Source organism: Erwinia sp. MYb375 (assembly GCF_037479175.1).
Taxonomy (GTDB): domain Bacteria; phylum Pseudomonadota; class Gammaproteobacteria; order Enterobacterales; family Enterobacteriaceae; genus Erwinia; species Erwinia rhapontici.
Genome location: NZ_JBBGZS010000023.1, coordinates 968,024 through 985,536, shown reverse-complemented (window position 1 = coordinate 985,536; position 17,513 = coordinate 968,024). Strand labels below are relative to the sequence as shown.

Below are 17,513 nucleotides of genomic sequence, written 5' to 3'. Positions count from 1 at the left end.
AAGCGTCGGCTGAGGGCAGACATCAGTAATTCTCTTCTGCCTGTTTGTGGAACAGCGCGCGGAACACCGGATAGATATCTTCCGGTTCACGGATGTGCTGTATGGCAAAGTTATCGAAGGTCGATTGCAGATGTTCATATTCACGCCACAAAGTCTGGTGAGCGCGCCGGGTGATCTCGATATAGCTGTAGTAACGCACCACGGGCAGAATATTTTTTGCCAGGATTTCGTGACACAGCGGTGAGTCATCGGCCCAGTTATCGCCATCGGAAGCCTGTGCGGCATAGATATTCCACTGGGTCGGGTCGTAACGTTCTTTCACGACTTCATCCATCAGTTTTAGTGCGCTGGACACGATCGTCCCACCCGTTTCCTGTGAGTAGAAAAACTCCTGCTCATCGACTTCTTTTGCCTGAGTGTGGTGGCGTATATACACCACATCGACGTTTTTATAGGTCCTGCTGAGGAACAGATACAGCAGAATATAAAAACGTTTAGCCATATCTTTGGTGGCCTGGTCCATTGAACCCGACACGTCCATCAGACAGAACATCACGGCCTGGCTGGAAGGCTCCGGGCGTTTTTAGAAGTTTTTATAGCGCAGGTCAAAGGTATCAATAAAGGGCACGCGTTTGATGCGGGCACGCAGCTCTTCAATTTCTTTCCGCAGCCGGTCTTCTTCCAGCAACTGAGCAGGCTCACTGTTTTCAACCAGCAACAGCGATTCTTCCAGTTCGGCCAGCAGACGCCGTTTCCCCGCCGTCATGGCGGTACGCCGCGCCAGCGAATTCTGTAGTGAGCGCACCACGCTGATATTGGCCGGTACACCGTTAGCGGTATAGCCCGCACGGTGGGTTTTATACTCATTGAGCTGACGATGCTGATTCTTTTTCAGATTCGGCAATGCGAGATCTTCAAACAGCAAATCGAGATATTCATCTTTCGAGATATTGAAGACAAACTCATCCTGGCCTTCACCATCCTTTCCGGCATTACCCTGACCACTGCCGCTCCCGCCGCCACCGCCCTGTGGGCGCTCCACGCGGTCATTCTGCACGAAGTGGTCATTACCTGGATGAACGCGATGGCGCTGGCCGCCGCGTCCCTGATGGAAACTCGGTTCGTTAATATCTTCAATTGGAATAGAGACGGATTCACCGCTCTCAACGTCGGTAACCGAACGCTTATTAATGGCCTCGGAGATCGACTGTTTGATTTGCGATTTATAGCGGCGCAAAAAGCGCTGACGATTGACCGCGCTTTTGTTTTTACCGTTAAGACGCCGATCGATAAAATAGGCCATAGCTCCCCCAAACAGTGTTGCCAGACGGGTCAGGACATCAGCCCTGACCCGAATGGATGCGACTTCCGAATCAGGACGATTTTCTTACGCGCAAATACCATTCGCACAGCAGGCGAACCTGTTTGCGGGTGTAGCCTTTTTCCATCATACGGTCGACAAAATCGTCGTGTTTTTTCTGTTCGTCGGTGGACGTTTTAGCGTTAAAGGAAATGACCGGCAGCAGCTCTTCGGTGTTCGAGAACATTTTTTTCTCGATCACGGTACGCAGCTTCTCATAGCTGGTCCAGTTCGGATTACGCCCATTATTATGAGCACGGGCGCGCAGGACAAAGTTAACGATCTCATTACGGAAGTCTTTCGGGTTACTGATCCCGGCCGGTTTCTCAATTTTTTCCAACTCTGCGTTCAGGGACTCACGGTCAAACAGCTGCCCGGTGTCCGGGTCACGATACTCCTGATCCTGAATCCAGAAGTCAGCGTAGGTCACATAGCGGTCGAAGATGTTTTGACCATATTCAGAGTAAGATTCCAGGTAAGCCGTCTGAATTTCTTTACCAATAAACTCAGCATATTTCGGGATCAGGTAGCCTTTCAGGTGTTCAAGGTATTTCTCAGCCTGTTCCTGTGGGAACTGTTCACGATCGATCTGCTGTTCCAGCACATAGAACAGGTGCACCGGGTTAGCCGCGACTTCAGCATGATCGAAGTTGAACACACGGGAGAGAATTTTGAAGGCGAAGCGGGTAGATAACCCGTTCATTCCTTCGTCCACACCTGCGTAATCGCGATATTCCTGGTAGGATTTCGACTTAGGATCGGTATCCTTCAGGCTTTCACCGTCGTAGACGCGCATTTTCGAATAGGTACTGGAGTTTTCCGGCTCTTTCAAGCGCGACAGAATCGAGAAGCGAGCCAGTGTTTCCAGCGTACCCGGCGCGCAAGGTGCGTGGGTCAGCTCACTATTAACCAGCAGCTTGTCGTAGATTTTGATCTCTTCCGACACGCGCAGGCAGTAAGGCACTTTGACAATGTAAACACGGTCAAGGAACGCCTCGTTATTCTTGTTGTTACGGAAGGTCACCCACTCAGATTCGTTGGAGTGCGCGAGGATTATCCCGTTAAACGGCAGGGCAGAGATCCCTTCAGTCCCGTTATAGTTCCCTTCCTGGGTGGCCGTCAGCAGCGGATGCAGCACCTTGATAGGCGCTTTAAACATCTCAACAAACTCCATAATCCCCTGGTTCGCCCGGCATAACGCTCCGGAATAACCATAAGCATCAGGATCGTTTTGCGCGTGGTTTTCCAGTTTACGGATATCCACTTTACCCACCAGCGCCGAAATATCCTGGTTGTTTTCATCGCCAGGTTCGGTTTTGGCAATCGCGACCTGTTCAAGAATGGACGGCCAGACCTTCACGACCTTAAAGCGGGTGATATCACCGCCGAAATCATGCAGGCGTTTGGCGGCCCATGGCGACATGATGGTGCCAAGGTAACGACGTGGAACGCCGTATTCTTTTTCAAGAATGTTGGCATCTTCCTGAGGATTAAACAGGCACAGCGGATGGTCATTCACCGGGCTGCGTTCGCCATCTGCCGTGAGCACATAGATGGGCACACGCTGCATCAGTGATTTCAGACGTTCGGCCAGAGAGGATTTCCCGCCACCGACCGGACCCAGCAAATACAGGATCTGTTTCTTCTCTTCCAGCCCCTGTGCCGCATGTTTCAGGTAGGAAACGATTTGCTCAATGGCATCCTCCATACCATAAAACTCTTCGAATGCAGGATAGCGCGCAACAACACGATTGGAGAAAAGTCGGGAAAGGCGTGGCTCCAGCGCGGTATCCACCATTACTGGCTCACCAATAGCCATTAACAGTCGTTCCGCCGCATTGGCGTATGCACTGCGATCTTGCCGGCAAACCGTAAGAAATTCCTGCAGTGTGAACTCTTCGTCCTTGGCAGCTTCATAGCGCTGACGGTAGTGATCGAATATATTCATGGCGATGCCCGTCCTTTCGTTTTTAGCACAGGTACCAGGAGCCTAAGTTTGGTCAGCCCCTGAAGGAACTTACAGTGAGTACAGCAACCCTTATGCCAACCTGACTTTTTTTATCGGGAAACACAAAATTGCTGGTCACTCTGCTCGTTGGAATTTAGCGTCTTATAAATAAGCGTAGATCGCATTTAGGAAATTTCCTGATTCGCTTGGCATTTTCAATGAAATTTCAATAACAAAGTTATAAACCAGCTATACCAACCCCATGGTTGATGCGGTCTGACGAGCTTTTGTAAACCTCAACAACAGCCATCTTCAGCCGCATTCTCTCGGGTTATTGATTATATGTGCTACTAATAATGTAAATGTATGACTCAAAACGACCATAATGTTTAGACTGATGACCGATTGTTATATTAATGGACTGAATAAATTGTGAACCAATTCAAACTTACAGTGCTTACTGCACTTTTACCTGTCTGTTTTGCTGCGCCTCTCGCACAAGCCAATCCGTTAACGTTGGGCGCGTCGCTGCTCTATAGCCAGAGCCCTTATAAAAGCGGTCAGGACCGTTACTATCCGGTTCCCATCATCAATTATGAGGGCGACAGCTTCTATATCCGTAGCCTTCAGGCCGGGTATTTCCTGTGGAAAGACCAGCAGGACCAGCTGTCTCTGACCGTCCTGGGTTCGCCGCAGAACTATGATCCGGATGATGCCGATGACGGGGATATGAAATCGCTGAATAAGCGCCATATGACCCTGATGGGTGGCCTGGCGTATCGTCACTCTGCCGACTGGGGCATCGTGCGCACCACGCTGGTGGGTGACATGCTGGACAACAGTAACGGCATTATCTGGGACCTGACCTACCTGTATCGCTTTGAATTCGGACAGTTTAACCTGACTCCGGGGATTGGCGCGTTGTGGAACAGCTCAAACCAGAACGGGTATTATTATGGTATCTCGTCAGCGGAATCCCGCCGCAGCGGCCTGGATCGTTATGACCCAGACAGCAGCTGGAGCCCGTACGTTGAGCTGACCGCAGGCTGGGCCATCAGTGAGAACTGGAATGCGACCCTTTCAGGTCGTTACAGCCGTCTTGCGGATGAAATTAAAGACAGCCCGATGGTGGACAGAGATTCGCAGATGCTGTTGTGGACCGGGGTAAGCTATACCTTCTGATGACCTCACTCTGCACTAAAAAAGGGCGCTCTGCGCCCTTTTTTATCATGGTGTCGCCCTAAAAAAGTGCAAGGAGAGAAAGATGAACCGAGTCGTCACGTTTGCCGATGGCACCGAGCTGCCTGCGATAGGTCAGGGTACATGGTTTATGGGGGAAGATGTTGCTCAACATCATCAGGAAGTCGCTGCTTTGCAAGCCGGGCTGGAGCGGGGGCTGAAGCTGATCGATACCGCCGAGATGTATGCCGATGGCGGCGCTGAACGGGTGGTGGGTGAGGCCTTGCGCGGGCGTCGTGACCAGGCTTATCTGGTCTCCAAAGTTTACCCGTGGAATGCCAGTGAGGTGGATGCTGTTGATGCCTGTGAACGCAGCCTGACTCGCATGAACACCGATTATCTCGACCTCTATCTCCTGCACTGGCGGGGAAATATTCCGCTGGAAGAGACGCTACGTGCGATGCAAACGCTGCAACAACAGGTAAAAATTCGCCGCTGGGGTGTGTCTAATTTTGACAGCGATGATCTCCACGAGTTACTTGCTGAAGAAGGCGGTGCGCAGTGCGCCACTAACCAGGTGCTTTACCATCTGGCATCCCGTGGAATTGAGTACGATTTGCTGCCTGACTGTCAGCAGCTGGCGATGCCGCTGATGGCTTATTGCCCTCTGGCGCAGGCGGGTCGATTACGCGCAGAGCTGATGAGTCACCCGGCGCTGACCCGAATTGCACAACAAAAGGGCATCAGCGTGGCGCAACTTCTGCTGGCGTGGGTGATCCGTAAAGAAGGGGTGATGGCGATCCCGAAAGCGAGCAGCATTGCACATGTTGATGACAATGCGGCTGCGCTCGGGATGGTACTGACCAGCGAGGAACTGGCACTGATCAATCAGGCATTTCCGCCGCCAGAAACAAAGCAACCGCTGGATGTGGTCTGAATCTGGGGAAGGCAGAGCAGGGAGCGGCCCGAAAAGGGGCGCTCCGGCCCATGCTTAACGCTTGCTGCGTACCCGGAAGGTGGTCGCCAGGCGGGCAGGTTGTTCACCCGCGCTTTTCATCGGCTGGCTGACATGGGCTGTTTCAACGCACACCATGGTTTTAAAACCTTCGTTAGCCATATCACTCATACTGCATGACAGCTCCGCGCCGGGATTCCAGGTGACAACGTCACTTTGGTGATGATGATAAACCTCAATCACACGCTGACCCGTCTTGTCGTCAATCACACTGCAATCTGCCGGTTGGGTATAGATGCGGTCGATGCGTTGCGGATAGGTTTGCTTACCCTCCGCAGAGGTTCCGGTGACACCGTTGTTGACCTTGTCGATATAACTCGGGCCCAGACCGCTGACTTCAACACCGGCGATGTCAGCCACTTCGAAGTAGCTATGCAGTGCGGCGGTGGCATCGAAGTCACCGTGGGCTTCCAGTTCAATTTCACAGCGATCGCTCAAGCGGAAACGGGCAAACAGCGTAAAATCGTGCGGCCAGAGTTTCTTCGTTTGTTCACTGCTTTTTAATTCGAACGTCAGCATCACGCTGTTTTCATTTTCATCGTGAGCGGTCAGCGTCCACGGCAGGATGCGGGCAAAGCCATGCGCAGGTTCACCCGCCGGGCCAAACCACGGCCAGCAGATCGGCACACCTCCGCGGATAGCTTTACCCGCATTCCAGGCGGTTTTATCGCTTAACCAGATCACCGGTTTTTCACCGGCAGGTTGCCAGGCAATCAGCTGGGCACCCTGTAAGGTCACGGCAGCACGCACTTTAGGATGCGCCACGACAACAACGGGCAGATCGCCAATCTGGCGCTGGGAGAGGTAAGGGGTAATCTGGTTAATCACGGGCAGTGAAAAGAGTTTCTCGTTCATGAGTCAGCCTTCTGAAATTTAACCAAAAAAAAGGGCGACTTCCGTCGCCCTCAGTCTCATTCACGTCGCTTATTTAGCGATGTGAGCAACCAGGTCCAGGACCTTGTTGGAGTAGCCAGTTTCGTTATCGTACCAGGAAACCAGTTTAACGAAAGTATCGCTCAGTGCGATACCCGCTTTCGCATCAAAGATAGAAGTCAGCGTTTCGCCGTTGAAATCGGTAGAAACCACTTCGTCTTCGGTGTAACCCAGAACGCCTTTCATCTCGCCTTCGGCAGCGGCTTTAATCACAGCACAAATTTCTTTGTAAGATGCTGGTTTAGCCAGACGTGCAGTCAGGTCAACAACAGAAACGTTAGGGGTAGGAACGCGGAACGCCATACCTGTCAGTTTGCCGTTCAGCTCAGGAATCACTTTACCTACCGCTTTAGCAGCACCGGTAGAAGAAGGGATGATGTTCTGAGATGCGCCGCGGCCGCCGCGCCAGTCTTTGTGAGACGGGCCATCAACGGTTTTCTGAGTCGCGGTAGTGGCGTGAACCGTGGTCATCAGAGCTTCAACGATACCGAAGTTGTCGTTGATTACTTTAGCCAGCGGTGCCAGGCAGTTGGTGGTACAGGACGCGTTAGAAACGATATCTTGGCCAGCATAGGACTTGTGGTTTACACCCATAACGAACATTGGGGTGTCATCTTTAGATGGGCCAGTCAGTACAACTTTCTTCGCGCCAGCTTCGATGTGTTTACGTGCAGTTTCGTCAGTCAGGAAGATACCGGTCGCTTCTGCAACCACATCCACGCCTACTGCATCCCACTTCAGGTTAGCCGGATCACGCTCAGCGGTAACACGAATGGTTTTGCCGTTAACAACCAGATGGCCGTCTTTGACTTCCACGGTGCCGTTGAAACGGCCGTGAGTTGAGTCGTATTTCAGCATGTAAGCCATGTACTCTGCGTCCAGCAGATCGTTGATTGCAACGATTTCTACATCAGAACGTTCCTGAGCAGCACGGAAAACGATGCGACCGATACGGCCAAAACCGTTGATACCTACTTTGATAGTCATATATTCCACCAGCTTGTTGATAGTGAATAAAAGGTTGGCTGTAAAATTACAAAAACCATACCAGGCGTCAAGCGGAATCGTGTCAATTGTTGCGACAAATCAAACTGTCGACCAGGAATTATTCAACACAAAACCTATTTCTTGACGGGTGAACACCATTGATCTTGGGGCAAGTTGCCCGGATATAAAGGGGTGATGGATCCAAAGGGTGATCTGCGTCACAAATTCAACGCAGACTGGATCACCTTGTGCACCCGATACGAAAAATTCACCTGCTCTTGTTAAGTATTTGTTAGAATACTAGCCGATAATTTCAGAATAACACTGCCAGAGAGTCTAACATGGCTAAAGATGATACACCTTTCTCACCCGAAAATGTGTTAACCGAGATGCAGCGCTACGTGACCCAGCAGCGCGGCACAGAACCGCCGTATTCCGGCAAATTGCTGCATAACAAGCACGAAGGCATCTATCACTGCTTGGTTTGCCAGGCACCGCTGTTTCTGTCCGGGTCAAAATATGATTCAGGCTGCGGCTGGCCCAGCTTCTATGAGCCCTACAGTGATGATGCGATTCGCTATCTGGAAGATGACACTCATGGCATGCAACGCATTGAAATCCGGTGCGGAAGCTGTGATTCTCACCTCGGTCATGTGTTCCCGGATGGCCCACAGCCGACGGGAGAGCGCTTCTGCGTCAACTCCGCTTCGTTGAGTTTTACTGACGAAGACGGCAACAGTACTCAGGGCTAGGAGTCGCGATGGAACTGGATGAGATGATTGCCAGTATGACGCCAGACGTGTATCAGCGACTGGTGACGGCGGTAGAAACCGGCAAGTGGGCTGATGGCGTGGCACTGACGCCGGAGCAGAAAGAGAACAGCTTGCAATTAGTCCTGCTGTGGCAAGCACGTCACAATGAAAACCCGCAACATATGAGTGTCGCAAAAGGCGGGGAAATCGTGATGAAAAGCAAGAAACAGCTCAAAGAAGAGTTCGGGATCAGCGACGACGCGATCACACGAATAAAACTCCAGTAAATTATTCCTTCCGGAATAATTCGTCCTGGTGATATGACCGGGTGGGCCTCAGACCCGCCCGGAAATTTGTGGCCTTTAGATAATTTTCGCGCCCGCCACGGCCATTTCGGCCAGGGCTTTCTGGCTGTCATCAGCCTGCAAATTGACCCCACGGCATCCGGCGCTCACCAGAGTGACTTGATAGCCCAGCGCCAGTGCATCCAGCACGCTGTATTTAACACAGTAATCCGTTGCCAGCCCCATTACCGTCAGCGCCGTAATGCCGTTCGCCTGGAGCCAGGCATGTAACGGCGTCTGGTGACGCTGGCCGTTATCATAAAATGCACTGTAGCTGTCGATATCCGGGTTCTCGCCTTTGCATACCTGCAGTGTCAGCAGCGCCTGGTTAAGCTGAGGGTGTAACTGCGCGCCGTGACTATGCTGCACGCAATGATCCGGCCACCACACTTGCGGCAGGCCATGAAGCTCCCCCAGGGTTCCTGACGGCATGCCAGCGCTGCTGGCAAAACTACCGTGCCCAGCCGGGTGCCAGTCCAGTGTGGCAATCACCGGCTCGCCGCGCTGGTGGAACTCGGCAGCGAGGCGGTTTCCCACCGCAATCGTCTGATCGCCTTCACTGACAGCCAGCGCGCCACCAGAACAAAAGTCATTTTGCAGATCAATCAACAACAACGCCTGGCGGTCACGCATCAGTTACTCCGTTGGAATTAGTCCGGGGTCAGTTCACCACGCAGGTTCTGTTTCATCAGCTGACGAATTTCATCGCTGGTCAGGTCCTGGCTCAGAAGGAAGTGCAGTTTGGTCAGTGTGGCCTCAACGGTCAGGTCGGCACCACTCACCACGCCCGCAAGGGCCAGAGCGTTTCCGGTGGCGTAGCCCCCCATATTAACCTTACCGGACATGCACTGCGTAAGGTTAACGACCACTATGCCGCGTTCAGAAGCGTCTTTCAGCTCCTGCAAGAACTCTTTGTTTTGCGGCGCATTCCCCACGCCATAAGAACGCAGGATCAGTGCTTTTACCGGCTGTTGCAGGAAGTTACGTACCACGGCAGCAGAAATGCCCGGATAGATTGTCACTACACCAATCGGCTGCGGCGTAATCGGATGCACGATCAGCGCTCCCTGGCCTGCGGGCGCAGCAGGGGTATTCAGACGACGAATATGGATGCCGGCTTCCAGCAGCGGGGCGAGGTTTGGCGAATCAAACGCATTGAAACCGTCAGCGTGCGCTTTGGTGGTGCGGTTACCGCGATAAAGCGTGTTATTGAAGAATAACGTCACTTCATTAATCGGGTAATTTGCGGCGACAAACAGTGAGTTCAGCAGATTTTGCTGGCCGTCGGAGCGCAGTTGCTCCAGCGGGATCTGTGAGCCTGTCACAATGACCGGCTTGGCCAGGTTTTCCAGCATGAACGACAGTGCAGAGGCCGTAAAGGCCATGGTGTCGGTGCCGTGCAAAATGACAAAGCCATCGTAATTGTCATAATTCTGACGAATGTCATCCGCAATCGATTGCCAGTCCTGCGGTGTCATATCAGAGGAGTCAATCAGCGGCTGGTATTCATGGATGGTGAAATCAGGCATCTCCGGGCGGTGAAACTCCGGCATATTGGCCAGCTGACGTTGCAGATGGCCGGAGACCGGAATAAAGCCGTGTTCAGAACGCTGCATACCGATCGTACCGCCGGTATAGGCGACGTAAATGGATTTCTTTTGCATTAGTAAACTCAAGACTGGCCAAAAAAGCGCAGTATAAGGGGAAAGGAGAGGAAAAGCAGCCCGACCAGATGGCGTCGGGCTGAATAGTGATCGCGGTCACTGCTATTTGACGTTACCGCAGCTCAGACAGAACGCGTAACGGTTCTGAGGATCATTCAGATCGTTCATCAGTCCTGGCTGATCCTTCATGGCATTCATCACATCCATCATCGGAGCGGGCAGCCAGGCTTTCAGTGTTTCAGGCAGCGCCGCCTGTGCAGAGGCATCGACCTGGCTGAACAGTACCTCAATCAGGCTGGGGTCATTCTGATACCAGCTGAGCTGTGGCTGCGTGAGTTTAGCCAGCTCTGCGGCTTTGGCGACGGCATCGTCAAAGTCACCCAGGGCATCGACCAGTCCGTTCGCTTTCGCGTCGCTGCCGGTCCAGACATGGCCCTGTGCAATCTGGTCAATCTGCTCCGGTGTTTTGTTGCGCGACGCTGCCACCAGATTAAGGAAGTTTTTATAGCCGTTCTCAATGCTTAACTGCATCAACTGCTGTACTTCCGTCGGCAGCGCCTTGGTGCTGGCAATATCAGCCAGCGGTGAGGTCGCTACGCCGTCCGTGTGCACGCCAATGGCATCCAGCGAATTCTCAACGGTGTTAATCACGCCGAAAATGCCGATGGAGCCGGTCAGCGTATTCGGGCTGGCAATGATGTAGTTAGCCGGTGTAGAGACCCAGTAACCGCCTGAGGCTGCCATACCGCCCATCGAAACGACCACCGGCTTACCGGCTGCCTTCGCGGCTGCCAGCTCTTCACGGATGGTTTCAGACGCCGTCACGCTGCCGCCCGGGCTGTTCACGCGGAAGACGATCGCTTTGATTTTCGGATCAAGGCGGGCATCACGGATTTCCGATGCTGTGGTGTCACCGCCCACGCTGCCTGGTGTCTCTTCGCCATCCATAATCGCGCCATTAGCCATGATCACCGCGATGTTGCCATCGGTGGTGGGGGCATTTTTCAGCGGATAGTCATAAATACTGGTACCGTTGTAGTCTTTCGACTGTTTATCCCAGCCGAATGTTTTCACCAGTTGCTGGTCCACGATGGACGGAGAGGCCAGTTCATCCACCAGTTTTGCGTCTTTGGCATACTGAGCGGTATCGCCACCGACTTTCTTCAGGCCATCCAGCACGCCCTGTGCACCCGGGAAGACCTGGTCTGCCGTGATCTGACGGTTGGCCGCCAGCGTATTGACATAGTTTTGCCACAGCTCACCGACCCAGCGACTGTCGGCATCGCGTGCCGCAGGTGACATATCATCACGCAGGAAAGGTTCAACCGCTGATTTATAGGTCCCGACGCGGAAGACATGGGAACTGACTTTCAGTTTATCCAGCAGCGTTTTGTAGTAGAGACCATTGGTGGCAAAGCCATGCAGATCGACCGTACCCTGTGGGGAGAGGTAAATCTTATTAGCAAAGCTGGCGAGATAATATTGTGCCTGACTATAGCTGTCGCCCGTAGCGTAGATCGGTTTGCCGCTGTCGCGGAACTCGCGCAGTGCCTTACCAATATATTGCAGTGACGGCTGGTCCGCGCCAGCAAAGTTGCGCAGGTCCAGCACCATGCCAGTAATTTTGGCATCACCTTTGGCTTGGCGAATCGCATCCACCACGTCAAACAGTGAGTTTTCTTTTAGGCGATCGCTGCTGGCACCCAGCAGTTGGCGGCCCAGTTTACTCATGGTGTTGCTGACAGAAGGTTTGTCGACAACCACACCGCTGAGGTCGACAGTCAGTGCGCCTTTCTGAACATCGGCAGGCGTACTGGCACTGTTATACTGGAACCAGATACCCGCGCCCACCAGGATCAACAGGATAAGGAAAAGGTTGAGAATAAATTCGCGTACGAAATTCAGCACCCGCCATGTCCACTTAAAAAAATTAGCGATAATTCGCCACAAGACGCGCATAAACTCTCCATAATCGCAATAAAATACCCGATAAGCGGGATGTCGGTGACAGCGTAACCGCTAAACCGGGCAGTAATAGCTCACATCCTAATTAGCAGTGGCGTAATTGTCAGCAGGAAAAAGCGCAATGCTGTAACAAAACATCATCCTGTGCTAGTTTCTGCGGGATACAAATTATTATCAGGAGGAAGTTATGGACGCTCTGGAATTACTGGTTAACCGTCGCTCGGCATCCCGTCTGGCTGCGCCAGCGCCGACCGGTGAGGCACTGGAAAACATTCTGCAGGCAGGTATGCGCGCTCCCGATCACGGTACCTTACAGCCGTGGCGTTTTATCATCATTGAAAATGAAGGCCGTGACCGCTTCAGTACGCTGCTGGAAAACGTCTCGCGTGATGCACAGCTGGATGATAAAGCTATCGAAAAAGCGCAGCAGGCACCGTTCCGTGCTCCGATGATTATTACCGTGGTGGCTCACTGTGAAGAGCATCCAAAAGTCCCGCGCTGGGAGCAGGTGGTTTCTGCTGGCTGCGCCGTGATGGCAATGCAGATGGCCGCAGCGGCACAGGGTTTTAACGGCATCTGGCGCAGTGGTGCCTGGACAGAAGACGAAGCGGTACGTCAGGCATTTGGTTGCCGTGCACAGGATGCCATTGTCGGTTTCCTCTATCTGGGTACGCCACAGTTGAAATCCTCTACCACTATCCAGTCGCCAGACAGCGCGCCATTCGTCAGCTATTTCTGAGTGATGCAGATGAACGAGAACACGATTCGTCTGACGCAGTACAGCCATGGAGCAGGCTGCGGTTGTAAAATTTCCCCGGCGGTGCTGGACCGTATTCTGCACAGCGATCACCCGCTGCGCAAAGATCCCAATTTGCTGGTGGGCAACGAAACCCGCGATGATGCGGCCGTGTACGACCTGGGCAACGGCACCTCAGTGGTCAGCACTACCGATTTTTTCATGCCAATCGTCGACGATCCCTACGATTTCGGGCGTATTGCTGCGACTAACGCCATCAGTGATATCTGGGCGATGGGCGGCAAACCGATTATGGCGATTGCCATTCTGGGCTGGCCAGTTAACGTACTGGCACCCGAAATTGCGCGTAGAGTAATAGAAGGTGGGCGTAGCGTCTGTGAACAGGCGGGGATCAGCCTGGCGGGGGGGCACTCTATTGATGCGCCGGAGCCAATCTTCGGCCTGGCTGTCACGGGCATCGTCAATACCGACCAGGTAAAACGCAACAGCGAAGCCTTGCCGGGCTGCCGCCTTTATCTCACCAAACCCTTAGGGATTGGTATCCTCACCACCGCAGAGAAGAAATCGTTGCTGCGTCAGGAGCACCAGGGCCTTGCCACGGCCACCATGTGCCAGCTTAATCAGGTCGGTGCGGCCTTCGCGTCTGAAGCGGGGGTCAGTGCCATGACGGATGTGACCGGATTTGGTTTACTGGGACATCTGAGCGAGATGTGTCAGGGCGCCGGATTGCATGCCGATCTGTGGTTCCACGCGATCCCGCGTTTGCCGGGCGTTGAAGAGTATATTTCCCTGGGATGTGTGCCTGGCGGCACCGGGCGTAACTTTGCCAGCTACGGTCAGCTGGTGGGGCCCATGACCGACATGCAGCGTCATCTGTTGTGCGACCCGCAAACCTCGGGTGGCCTGTTACTCGCCGTTTTACCGGGCGCGGAAGCTGCCGTTGAGGCGATGGCGGCCGCCCAGGCTATTTCGCTAACACCTATTGGCGAACTCCTGACGGCGCAGGCCGGAAGGGCCGTTATTGAAGTCAAACCCTGAGCAGGAATTCACCCCCGGATGCGTTTGTTTATTGCCGAAAAACCCAGCCTTGCCCGTGCTATTGCGGATGTCCTGCCGAAACCACATCGCCGCGGTGATGGTTATATTGCCTGTGGCCCCGACCAGGTGGTGACCTGGTGCGTGGGGCATCTGTTAGAACAGGCGCAGCCTGACAGTTATAACAGCCGTTTCGCACGCTGGTCGCTGGCGGACCTGCCTATTGTGCCGGAAAAGTGGCAGTTGAAGCCGCGCCCCTCCGTCGCTAAACAGCTCAATGTGATTAAAGGTTTGCTGGAGCAGGCCAGTGAAGTGGTTCACGCCGGTGACCCGGATCGCGAAGGTCAGCTCCTGGTCGATGAAGTGCTGGACTACCTCACCATGCCGGTAGAAAAGCGGGCAAAGGTACAACGCTGCCTGATTAACGATCTCAACCCGCAGGCGGTAGAAAGAGCCATTACACGACTGCGCGAAAACCGCGAATTTATTCCACTGTGCGTTTCTGCGCTGGCGCGTTCACGCGCTGACTGGCTGTACGGCATCAACATGACGCGTGCGTATACCCTGCTGGGGCGTAATGCAGGCTACGATGGCGTACTGTCCGTGGGGCGTGTTCAGACACCTGTACTCGGGCTGGTGGTTCGCCGTGATGAAGAAATTGAAAACTTCGTGGCGAAAGATTTTTTTGAAGTCAAAGCGCATATCGTCACGCCAAAGGATGAGCGATTTGTCGCGTTATGGCAGCCCAGTGACTCCTGTGAACCTTATCAGGATGAAGAGGGGCGTTTGCTGCATCGCCCGCTGGCGGACCATGTGGTGGCGCGTATTGATGGTCAGCCCGCGCTGGTCACCAGCTACAACGACAAGCGTGAGAACGATACTGCACCGTTGCCGTTTTCACTGTCGGCGTTACAGATTGAAGCGGGTAAACGTTTTGGCCTGAGTGCGCAGAGTGTTCTCGATACCTGTCAGCGTCTGTATGAAACCCATAAGCTGATCACCTACCCGCGTTCTGACAGTCGCTATCTGCCCGACGAACATTTTGCCGGGCGTCAGGCGGTACTGAATGCCATTAATGCCCATCAGCCCGATCTGACACCGCCTGCTGATTTCAACAGCGATCAGAAAAATCGCTGCTGGGATGATAAAAAGGTTGATGCTCACCACGCCATTGTCCCCACAGCACGCAGCAGCCGGGTCTCTCTGACGGAGAACGAACAGCAGATCTATCGGCTGATCGCCACCCAGTACCTGATGCAGTTCTGCCCGGATGCGGTCTATCGTAAGTGCGTGATCGAGCTGGATATCGCAGGCGGCAAGTTTGTGGCGAAGGCGCGTTTCCTTGCTGAAGCGGGCTGGCGTGCGCTACTGGGCAGCAAAGAGCGTGATGAAGAGAACGATGGCACGCCGCTGCCCGTGGTGGCGAAGGGCGATGAGTTGCTGTGCGAGCGCGGGGAAGTGATCGATAAGCAAACCCAGCCGCCGCGACCCTTTACCGATGCCACGTTACTGTCGGCGATGACGGGCATTGCACGCTTTGTTCAGGATAAAGATCTCAAGAAAGTGCTACGTGCGACCGATGGTTTAGGAACGGAAGCTACGCGCGCCGGTATTATCGAGCTGTTGTTTAAACGCACGTTCTTATTTAAGAAAGGGCGTTATATCCACTCCAGCCCGGCGGGCCGCGCGTTAATCCATTCACTGCCGGAGATGGCCGCGCGGCCGGATATGACCGCGCAGTGGGAGTCAACGCTGACTAAAATCAGTGAGAAGCAGTGCCGCTACCAGGACTTTATGTTCCCGCTGGTAGAGACATTGCACAGTCTTATCCATCAGGCGCGGCAGCAACCCGCTGCGCATGCCTTCCGGGGCTTACCGGCACCGTCGACAAACAAAGCGAAAAAACCGCGCCGTAAGGCGGCAAAAGAGAAGGAAAGCGAGTGATGAAATTGCGTCTGGCTATGTTACTGCTGCTTGCTATCAGCGCCCCAACGATGGCTGAACGTTACATCAGTAACGGTCATGGTAATAATAATGGTAATAACGGCGGCGGAAATGCTGACGTCGTGGTCGATATGCCACCGGAAGTCTGGACTCAGGGTAGCCGCAACAGTCAGCCTCCGTGTCAACGCTGCTGTATCTATGAGAACCAGAGCTATACCGAGGGGGCCGTACTGAAAAGTGAAGGGGTGCTGTTGCAGTGTGTGCGTGATGAGCAATCGTTGGGAACGAACAATCTTATCTGGCGTATTGTGAAGTAACAGGCATCATCGTTGATGTTGCAGGGCGATGAATCGCCGCCCTGCAACATGACATCAGAACGATGAATTACAGTGAAAACTCTGCCCAAATCGGCGCATGGTCTGACGGTTTTTCCATCCCACGAATATCATAATCAATCCCGGTTGCGATGCAGCGCTCCGCCAGTGGTTTGCTGGCCAGCACCAGATCGATACGCAATCCGCGGTTGTCATCAAAACCCTTAGAGCGGTAGTCGAACCATGAGAAACGGTCGTTAGCGTCCGGATTCTGCGCACGCCATGTATCGACCAGCCCCCAGTTCATCAGACGATCCATCCATTCACGTTCTTCCGGAAGGAAAGAGCACTTGCCGGTGCGTAACCAGCGCTTACGATTCTCCTCACCGATACCGATATCGAGATCGGTGCTGCTGATATTCATATCGCCCATGATCAGAATCTGATTGTCGGTGCTTTGCTGCTCCAGATAGCTTTGCAGGTCGCGATAGAATTTCTCTTTTGCCGGGAATTTGGTCGCATGGTCACGGCTTTCGCCCTGAGGGAAATAACCATTCAGCACGGTCACAATGCCGGATGCCGTCGGGATATCGGCCATGATCATACGACGCTGAGCGTCTTCATCATCACCGTCAAAGCCACGGCGCACGGCAAGTGGCTCTGCTTTGGTCATCAGCGCCACGCCGTAGTGGCCTTTCTGCCCGTGGTAAAACACGTGGTAGCCGAGTTTAGCGACCTCTTCGAGGGGGAACATATCGTCGTGAACTTTCGTTTCTTGCAGGCCGATGACATCCGGCTGATGCTGCTCAACGATTGCTTGTAGCTGATGAGGGCGCGCACGCAGCCCATTGATATTAAAAGAAAGAAATTTCATAGCACAGGCCATTTTGCGTGGAAAAAGTGGGCGGAATGGTAGCAGGTTTTGCCAGCAGAAAGAAATATTGCTGCGATAGATAAAGAGAATATGAAAGTGTGGAAAAAGTTTGGAGGTGTTTGGGTATGTGAAGATGGTGGTGGGGGAAGGATTATTCGTCGCGTCGCTCCTCACCCTTCGGGCCGCCATCAATGGCGTTGTCTCACTGCGTTCGACGCAAACCTTCGGTCGAAGCTTCTCATTCTTCCCCAACGGGAAGTTGAAAGTGTGGAACACGTTTGGAAGTGTTTAGGTATTTGAAGATGGTGGTGGGGGAAGGATTCGAACCTTCGAAGTCGATGACGGCAGATTTACAGTCTGCTCCCTTTGGCCGCTCGGGAACCCCACCAGGGGAAGCGTGTTAACAAGTTAAGAAACTTTGCTGGGTAAGGGTAACTGCGTC

General features: G+C 53.4%; 15 protein-coding genes, 1 tRNA gene, 1 other RNA gene and 1 pseudogene. 8 read left to right on the top strand and 10 right to left on the bottom strand.

The features are described from left to right. Window positions 1-22 precede the first annotated feature (22 nt). Both WH279_RS17480 and yeaG read right to left on the bottom strand, forming a co-directional pair. Window positions 23-1,303 (bottom strand): annotated as a pseudogene (locus tag WH279_RS17480) (YeaH/YhbH family protein). Between the two features lie 70 nt (window positions 1,304-1,373). Further along, entirely contained in the window at window positions 1,374-3,308 is a 1,935-nt protein-coding gene (gene yeaG, locus WH279_RS17475; RefSeq protein ID WP_133841855.1) for a protein kinase YeaG, read from the bottom strand. Window positions 3,309-3,740: 432 nt separating this feature from the next. On the opposite strand from yeaG, the gene WH279_RS17470 reads away from it, so the two are divergent. After that, window positions 3,741-4,490: a MipA/OmpV family protein gene (locus WH279_RS17470; protein ID WP_339457867.1), complete on the top strand. Its 750-nt coding sequence runs from the start codon at window positions 3,741-3,743 to the stop codon at window positions 4,488-4,490. 82 nt (window positions 4,491-4,572) lie between these two features. Beyond that, the gene (locus WH279_RS17465) at window positions 4,573-5,424 is read left to right on the top strand and encodes an aldo/keto reductase (protein ID WP_339457866.1); all 852 of its coding nucleotides are present in this window, start codon (window positions 4,573-4,575) and stop codon (window positions 5,422-5,424) included. Window positions 5,425-5,478: 54 nt separating this feature from the next. Here WH279_RS17465 and WH279_RS17460 read toward each other — a convergent pair whose 3' ends face one another. After that, window positions 5,479-6,357, bottom strand: a complete 879-nt coding sequence (locus WH279_RS17460; RefSeq protein ID WP_339457865.1) for a D-hexose-6-phosphate mutarotase — start codon at window positions 6,355-6,357, stop codon at window positions 5,479-5,481. Window positions 6,358-6,426: 69 nt separating this feature from the next. Then, window positions 6,427-7,422, bottom strand: a complete 996-nt coding sequence (gene gapA / locus WH279_RS17455; protein WP_191932526.1) for a glyceraldehyde-3-phosphate dehydrogenase — start codon at window positions 7,420-7,422, stop codon at window positions 6,427-6,429. A gap of 341 nt (window positions 7,423-7,763) precedes the next feature. Here gapA and msrB point away from each other — a divergent pair, with 341 nt between their 5' ends. Both msrB and WH279_RS17445 read left to right on the top strand, forming a co-directional pair. Beyond that, complete coding sequence (msrB, locus tag WH279_RS17450) at window positions 7,764-8,174, top strand: peptide-methionine (R)-S-oxide reductase MsrB (RefSeq protein ID WP_159336546.1); 411 nt, start codon at window positions 7,764-7,766, stop codon at window positions 8,172-8,174. A gap of 8 nt (window positions 8,175-8,182) precedes the next feature. Beyond that, window positions 8,183-8,461 (top strand): YeaC family protein, encoded by a 279-nt coding sequence (locus tag WH279_RS17445; protein ID WP_133841861.1) that lies wholly within the window; start codon window positions 8,183-8,185, stop codon window positions 8,459-8,461. A 75-nt stretch (window positions 8,462-8,536) separates the two neighbouring features. Here WH279_RS17445 and pncA read toward each other — a convergent pair whose 3' ends face one another. The 3 genes from pncA to sppA all read right to left on the bottom strand — a co-directional run bounded on the left by pncA (window position 8,537) and on the right by sppA (window position 12,141). Continuing rightward, complete coding sequence (pncA, locus tag WH279_RS17440; protein WP_339457864.1) at window positions 8,537-9,151, bottom strand: bifunctional nicotinamidase/pyrazinamidase; 615 nt, start codon at window positions 9,149-9,151, stop codon at window positions 8,537-8,539. 17 nt (window positions 9,152-9,168) lie between these two features. Further along, window positions 9,169-10,182, bottom strand: a complete 1,014-nt coding sequence (gene ansA / locus WH279_RS17435) for an asparaginase (RefSeq protein WP_200642442.1) — start codon at window positions 10,180-10,182, stop codon at window positions 9,169-9,171. A 102-nt stretch (window positions 10,183-10,284) separates the two neighbouring features. Continuing rightward, the gene (sppA, locus tag WH279_RS17430; protein ID WP_339457863.1) at window positions 10,285-12,141 is read right to left on the bottom strand and encodes a signal peptide peptidase SppA; all 1,857 of its coding nucleotides are present in this window, start codon (window positions 12,139-12,141) and stop codon (window positions 10,285-10,287) included. Window positions 12,142-12,334: 193 nt separating this feature from the next. Here sppA and WH279_RS17425 point away from each other — a divergent pair, with 193 nt between their 5' ends. Genes WH279_RS17425 through WH279_RS17410 form a run of 4 tightly spaced genes read left to right on the top strand, consistent with a single transcriptional unit; the run spans window position 12,335 to window position 16,200 of the window. Then, window positions 12,335-12,886: an NAD(P)H nitroreductase gene (locus WH279_RS17425; protein WP_200642444.1), complete on the top strand. Its 552-nt coding sequence runs from the start codon at window positions 12,335-12,337 to the stop codon at window positions 12,884-12,886. A 9-nt stretch (window positions 12,887-12,895) separates the two neighbouring features. Next, window positions 12,896-13,942 (top strand): selenide, water dikinase SelD, encoded by a 1,047-nt coding sequence (selD, locus tag WH279_RS17420; protein ID WP_339457862.1) that lies wholly within the window; start codon window positions 12,896-12,898, stop codon window positions 13,940-13,942. A gap of 18 nt (window positions 13,943-13,960) precedes the next feature. Continuing rightward, a complete protein-coding gene (locus tag WH279_RS17415; RefSeq protein WP_200642446.1) occupies window positions 13,961-15,883 on the top strand; it encodes a DNA topoisomerase III in 1,923 nt (640 codons plus the stop codon). Beyond that, window positions 15,883-16,200 carry a YnjH family protein gene (locus WH279_RS17410; protein ID WP_133842143.1) on the top strand — a complete coding sequence of 106 codons (318 nt, stop codon included), beginning with the start codon at window positions 15,883-15,885 and terminating at the stop codon, window positions 16,198-16,200. The genes WH279_RS17415 and WH279_RS17410 overlap by 1 nt, the downstream gene beginning before the upstream one ends. 67 nt (window positions 16,201-16,267) lie before the next feature. Here the strand turns inward: WH279_RS17410 and xthA are convergent, their stop codons facing one another. The 3 genes from xthA to WH279_RS17395 all read right to left on the bottom strand — a co-directional run bounded on the left by xthA (window position 16,268) and on the right by WH279_RS17395 (window position 17,459). Further along, window positions 16,268-17,071: an exodeoxyribonuclease III gene (gene xthA / locus WH279_RS17405; RefSeq protein ID WP_133841867.1), complete on the bottom strand. Its 804-nt coding sequence runs from the start codon at window positions 17,069-17,071 to the stop codon at window positions 16,268-16,270. Window positions 17,072-17,205: 134 nt separating this feature from the next. Then, window positions 17,206-17,334, bottom strand: a non-coding RNA gene (locus WH279_RS17400) — RtT sRNA. A gap of 40 nt (window positions 17,335-17,374) precedes the next feature. Further along, window positions 17,375-17,459: transfer RNA gene (locus WH279_RS17395), tRNA-Tyr, on the bottom strand. Between the last annotated feature and the right edge of the window lie 54 nt (window positions 17,460-17,513).

What these genes read in the sequence shown, in the direction of transcription:
- yeaG (WP_133841855.1), bottom strand. Translation starts at nt 3,308, where the DNA reads ATGAATATATTCGATCACTACCGTCAGCGCTATGAAGCTGCCAAGGAC.
- WH279_RS17465 (WP_339457866.1), top strand. Translation starts at nt 4,573, where the DNA reads ATGAACCGAGTCGTCACGTTTGCCGATGGCACCGAGCTGCCTGCGATA.
- WH279_RS17460 (WP_339457865.1), bottom strand. Translation starts at nt 6,357, where the DNA reads ATGAACGAGAAACTCTTTTCACTGCCCGTGATTAACCAGATTACCCCT.
- gapA (WP_191932526.1), bottom strand. Translation starts at nt 7,422, where the DNA reads ATGACTATCAAAGTAGGTATCAACGGTTTTGGCCGTATCGGTCGCATC.
- msrB (WP_159336546.1), top strand. Translation starts at nt 7,764, where the DNA reads ATGGCTAAAGATGATACACCTTTCTCACCCGAAAATGTGTTAACCGAG.
- WH279_RS17445 (WP_133841861.1), top strand. Translation starts at nt 8,183, where the DNA reads ATGGAACTGGATGAGATGATTGCCAGTATGACGCCAGACGTGTATCAG.
- pncA (WP_339457864.1), bottom strand. Translation starts at nt 9,151, where the DNA reads ATGCGTGACCGCCAGGCGTTGTTGTTGATTGATCTGCAAAATGACTTT.
- ansA (WP_200642442.1), bottom strand. Translation starts at nt 10,182, where the DNA reads ATGCAAAAGAAATCCATTTACGTCGCCTATACCGGCGGTACGATCGGT.
- sppA (WP_339457863.1), bottom strand. Translation starts at nt 12,141, where the DNA reads ATGCGCGTCTTGTGGCGAATTATCGCTAATTTTTTTAAGTGGACATGG.
- WH279_RS17425 (WP_200642444.1), top strand. Translation starts at nt 12,335, where the DNA reads ATGGACGCTCTGGAATTACTGGTTAACCGTCGCTCGGCATCCCGTCTG.
- selD (WP_339457862.1), top strand. Translation starts at nt 12,896, where the DNA reads ATGAACGAGAACACGATTCGTCTGACGCAGTACAGCCATGGAGCAGGC.
- WH279_RS17415 (WP_200642446.1), top strand. Translation starts at nt 13,961, where the DNA reads ATGCGTTTGTTTATTGCCGAAAAACCCAGCCTTGCCCGTGCTATTGCG.
- WH279_RS17410 (WP_133842143.1), top strand. Translation starts at nt 15,883, where the DNA reads ATGAAATTGCGTCTGGCTATGTTACTGCTGCTTGCTATCAGCGCCCCA.
- xthA (WP_133841867.1), bottom strand. Translation starts at nt 17,071, where the DNA reads ATGAAATTTCTTTCTTTTAATATCAATGGGCTGCGTGCGCGCCCTCAT.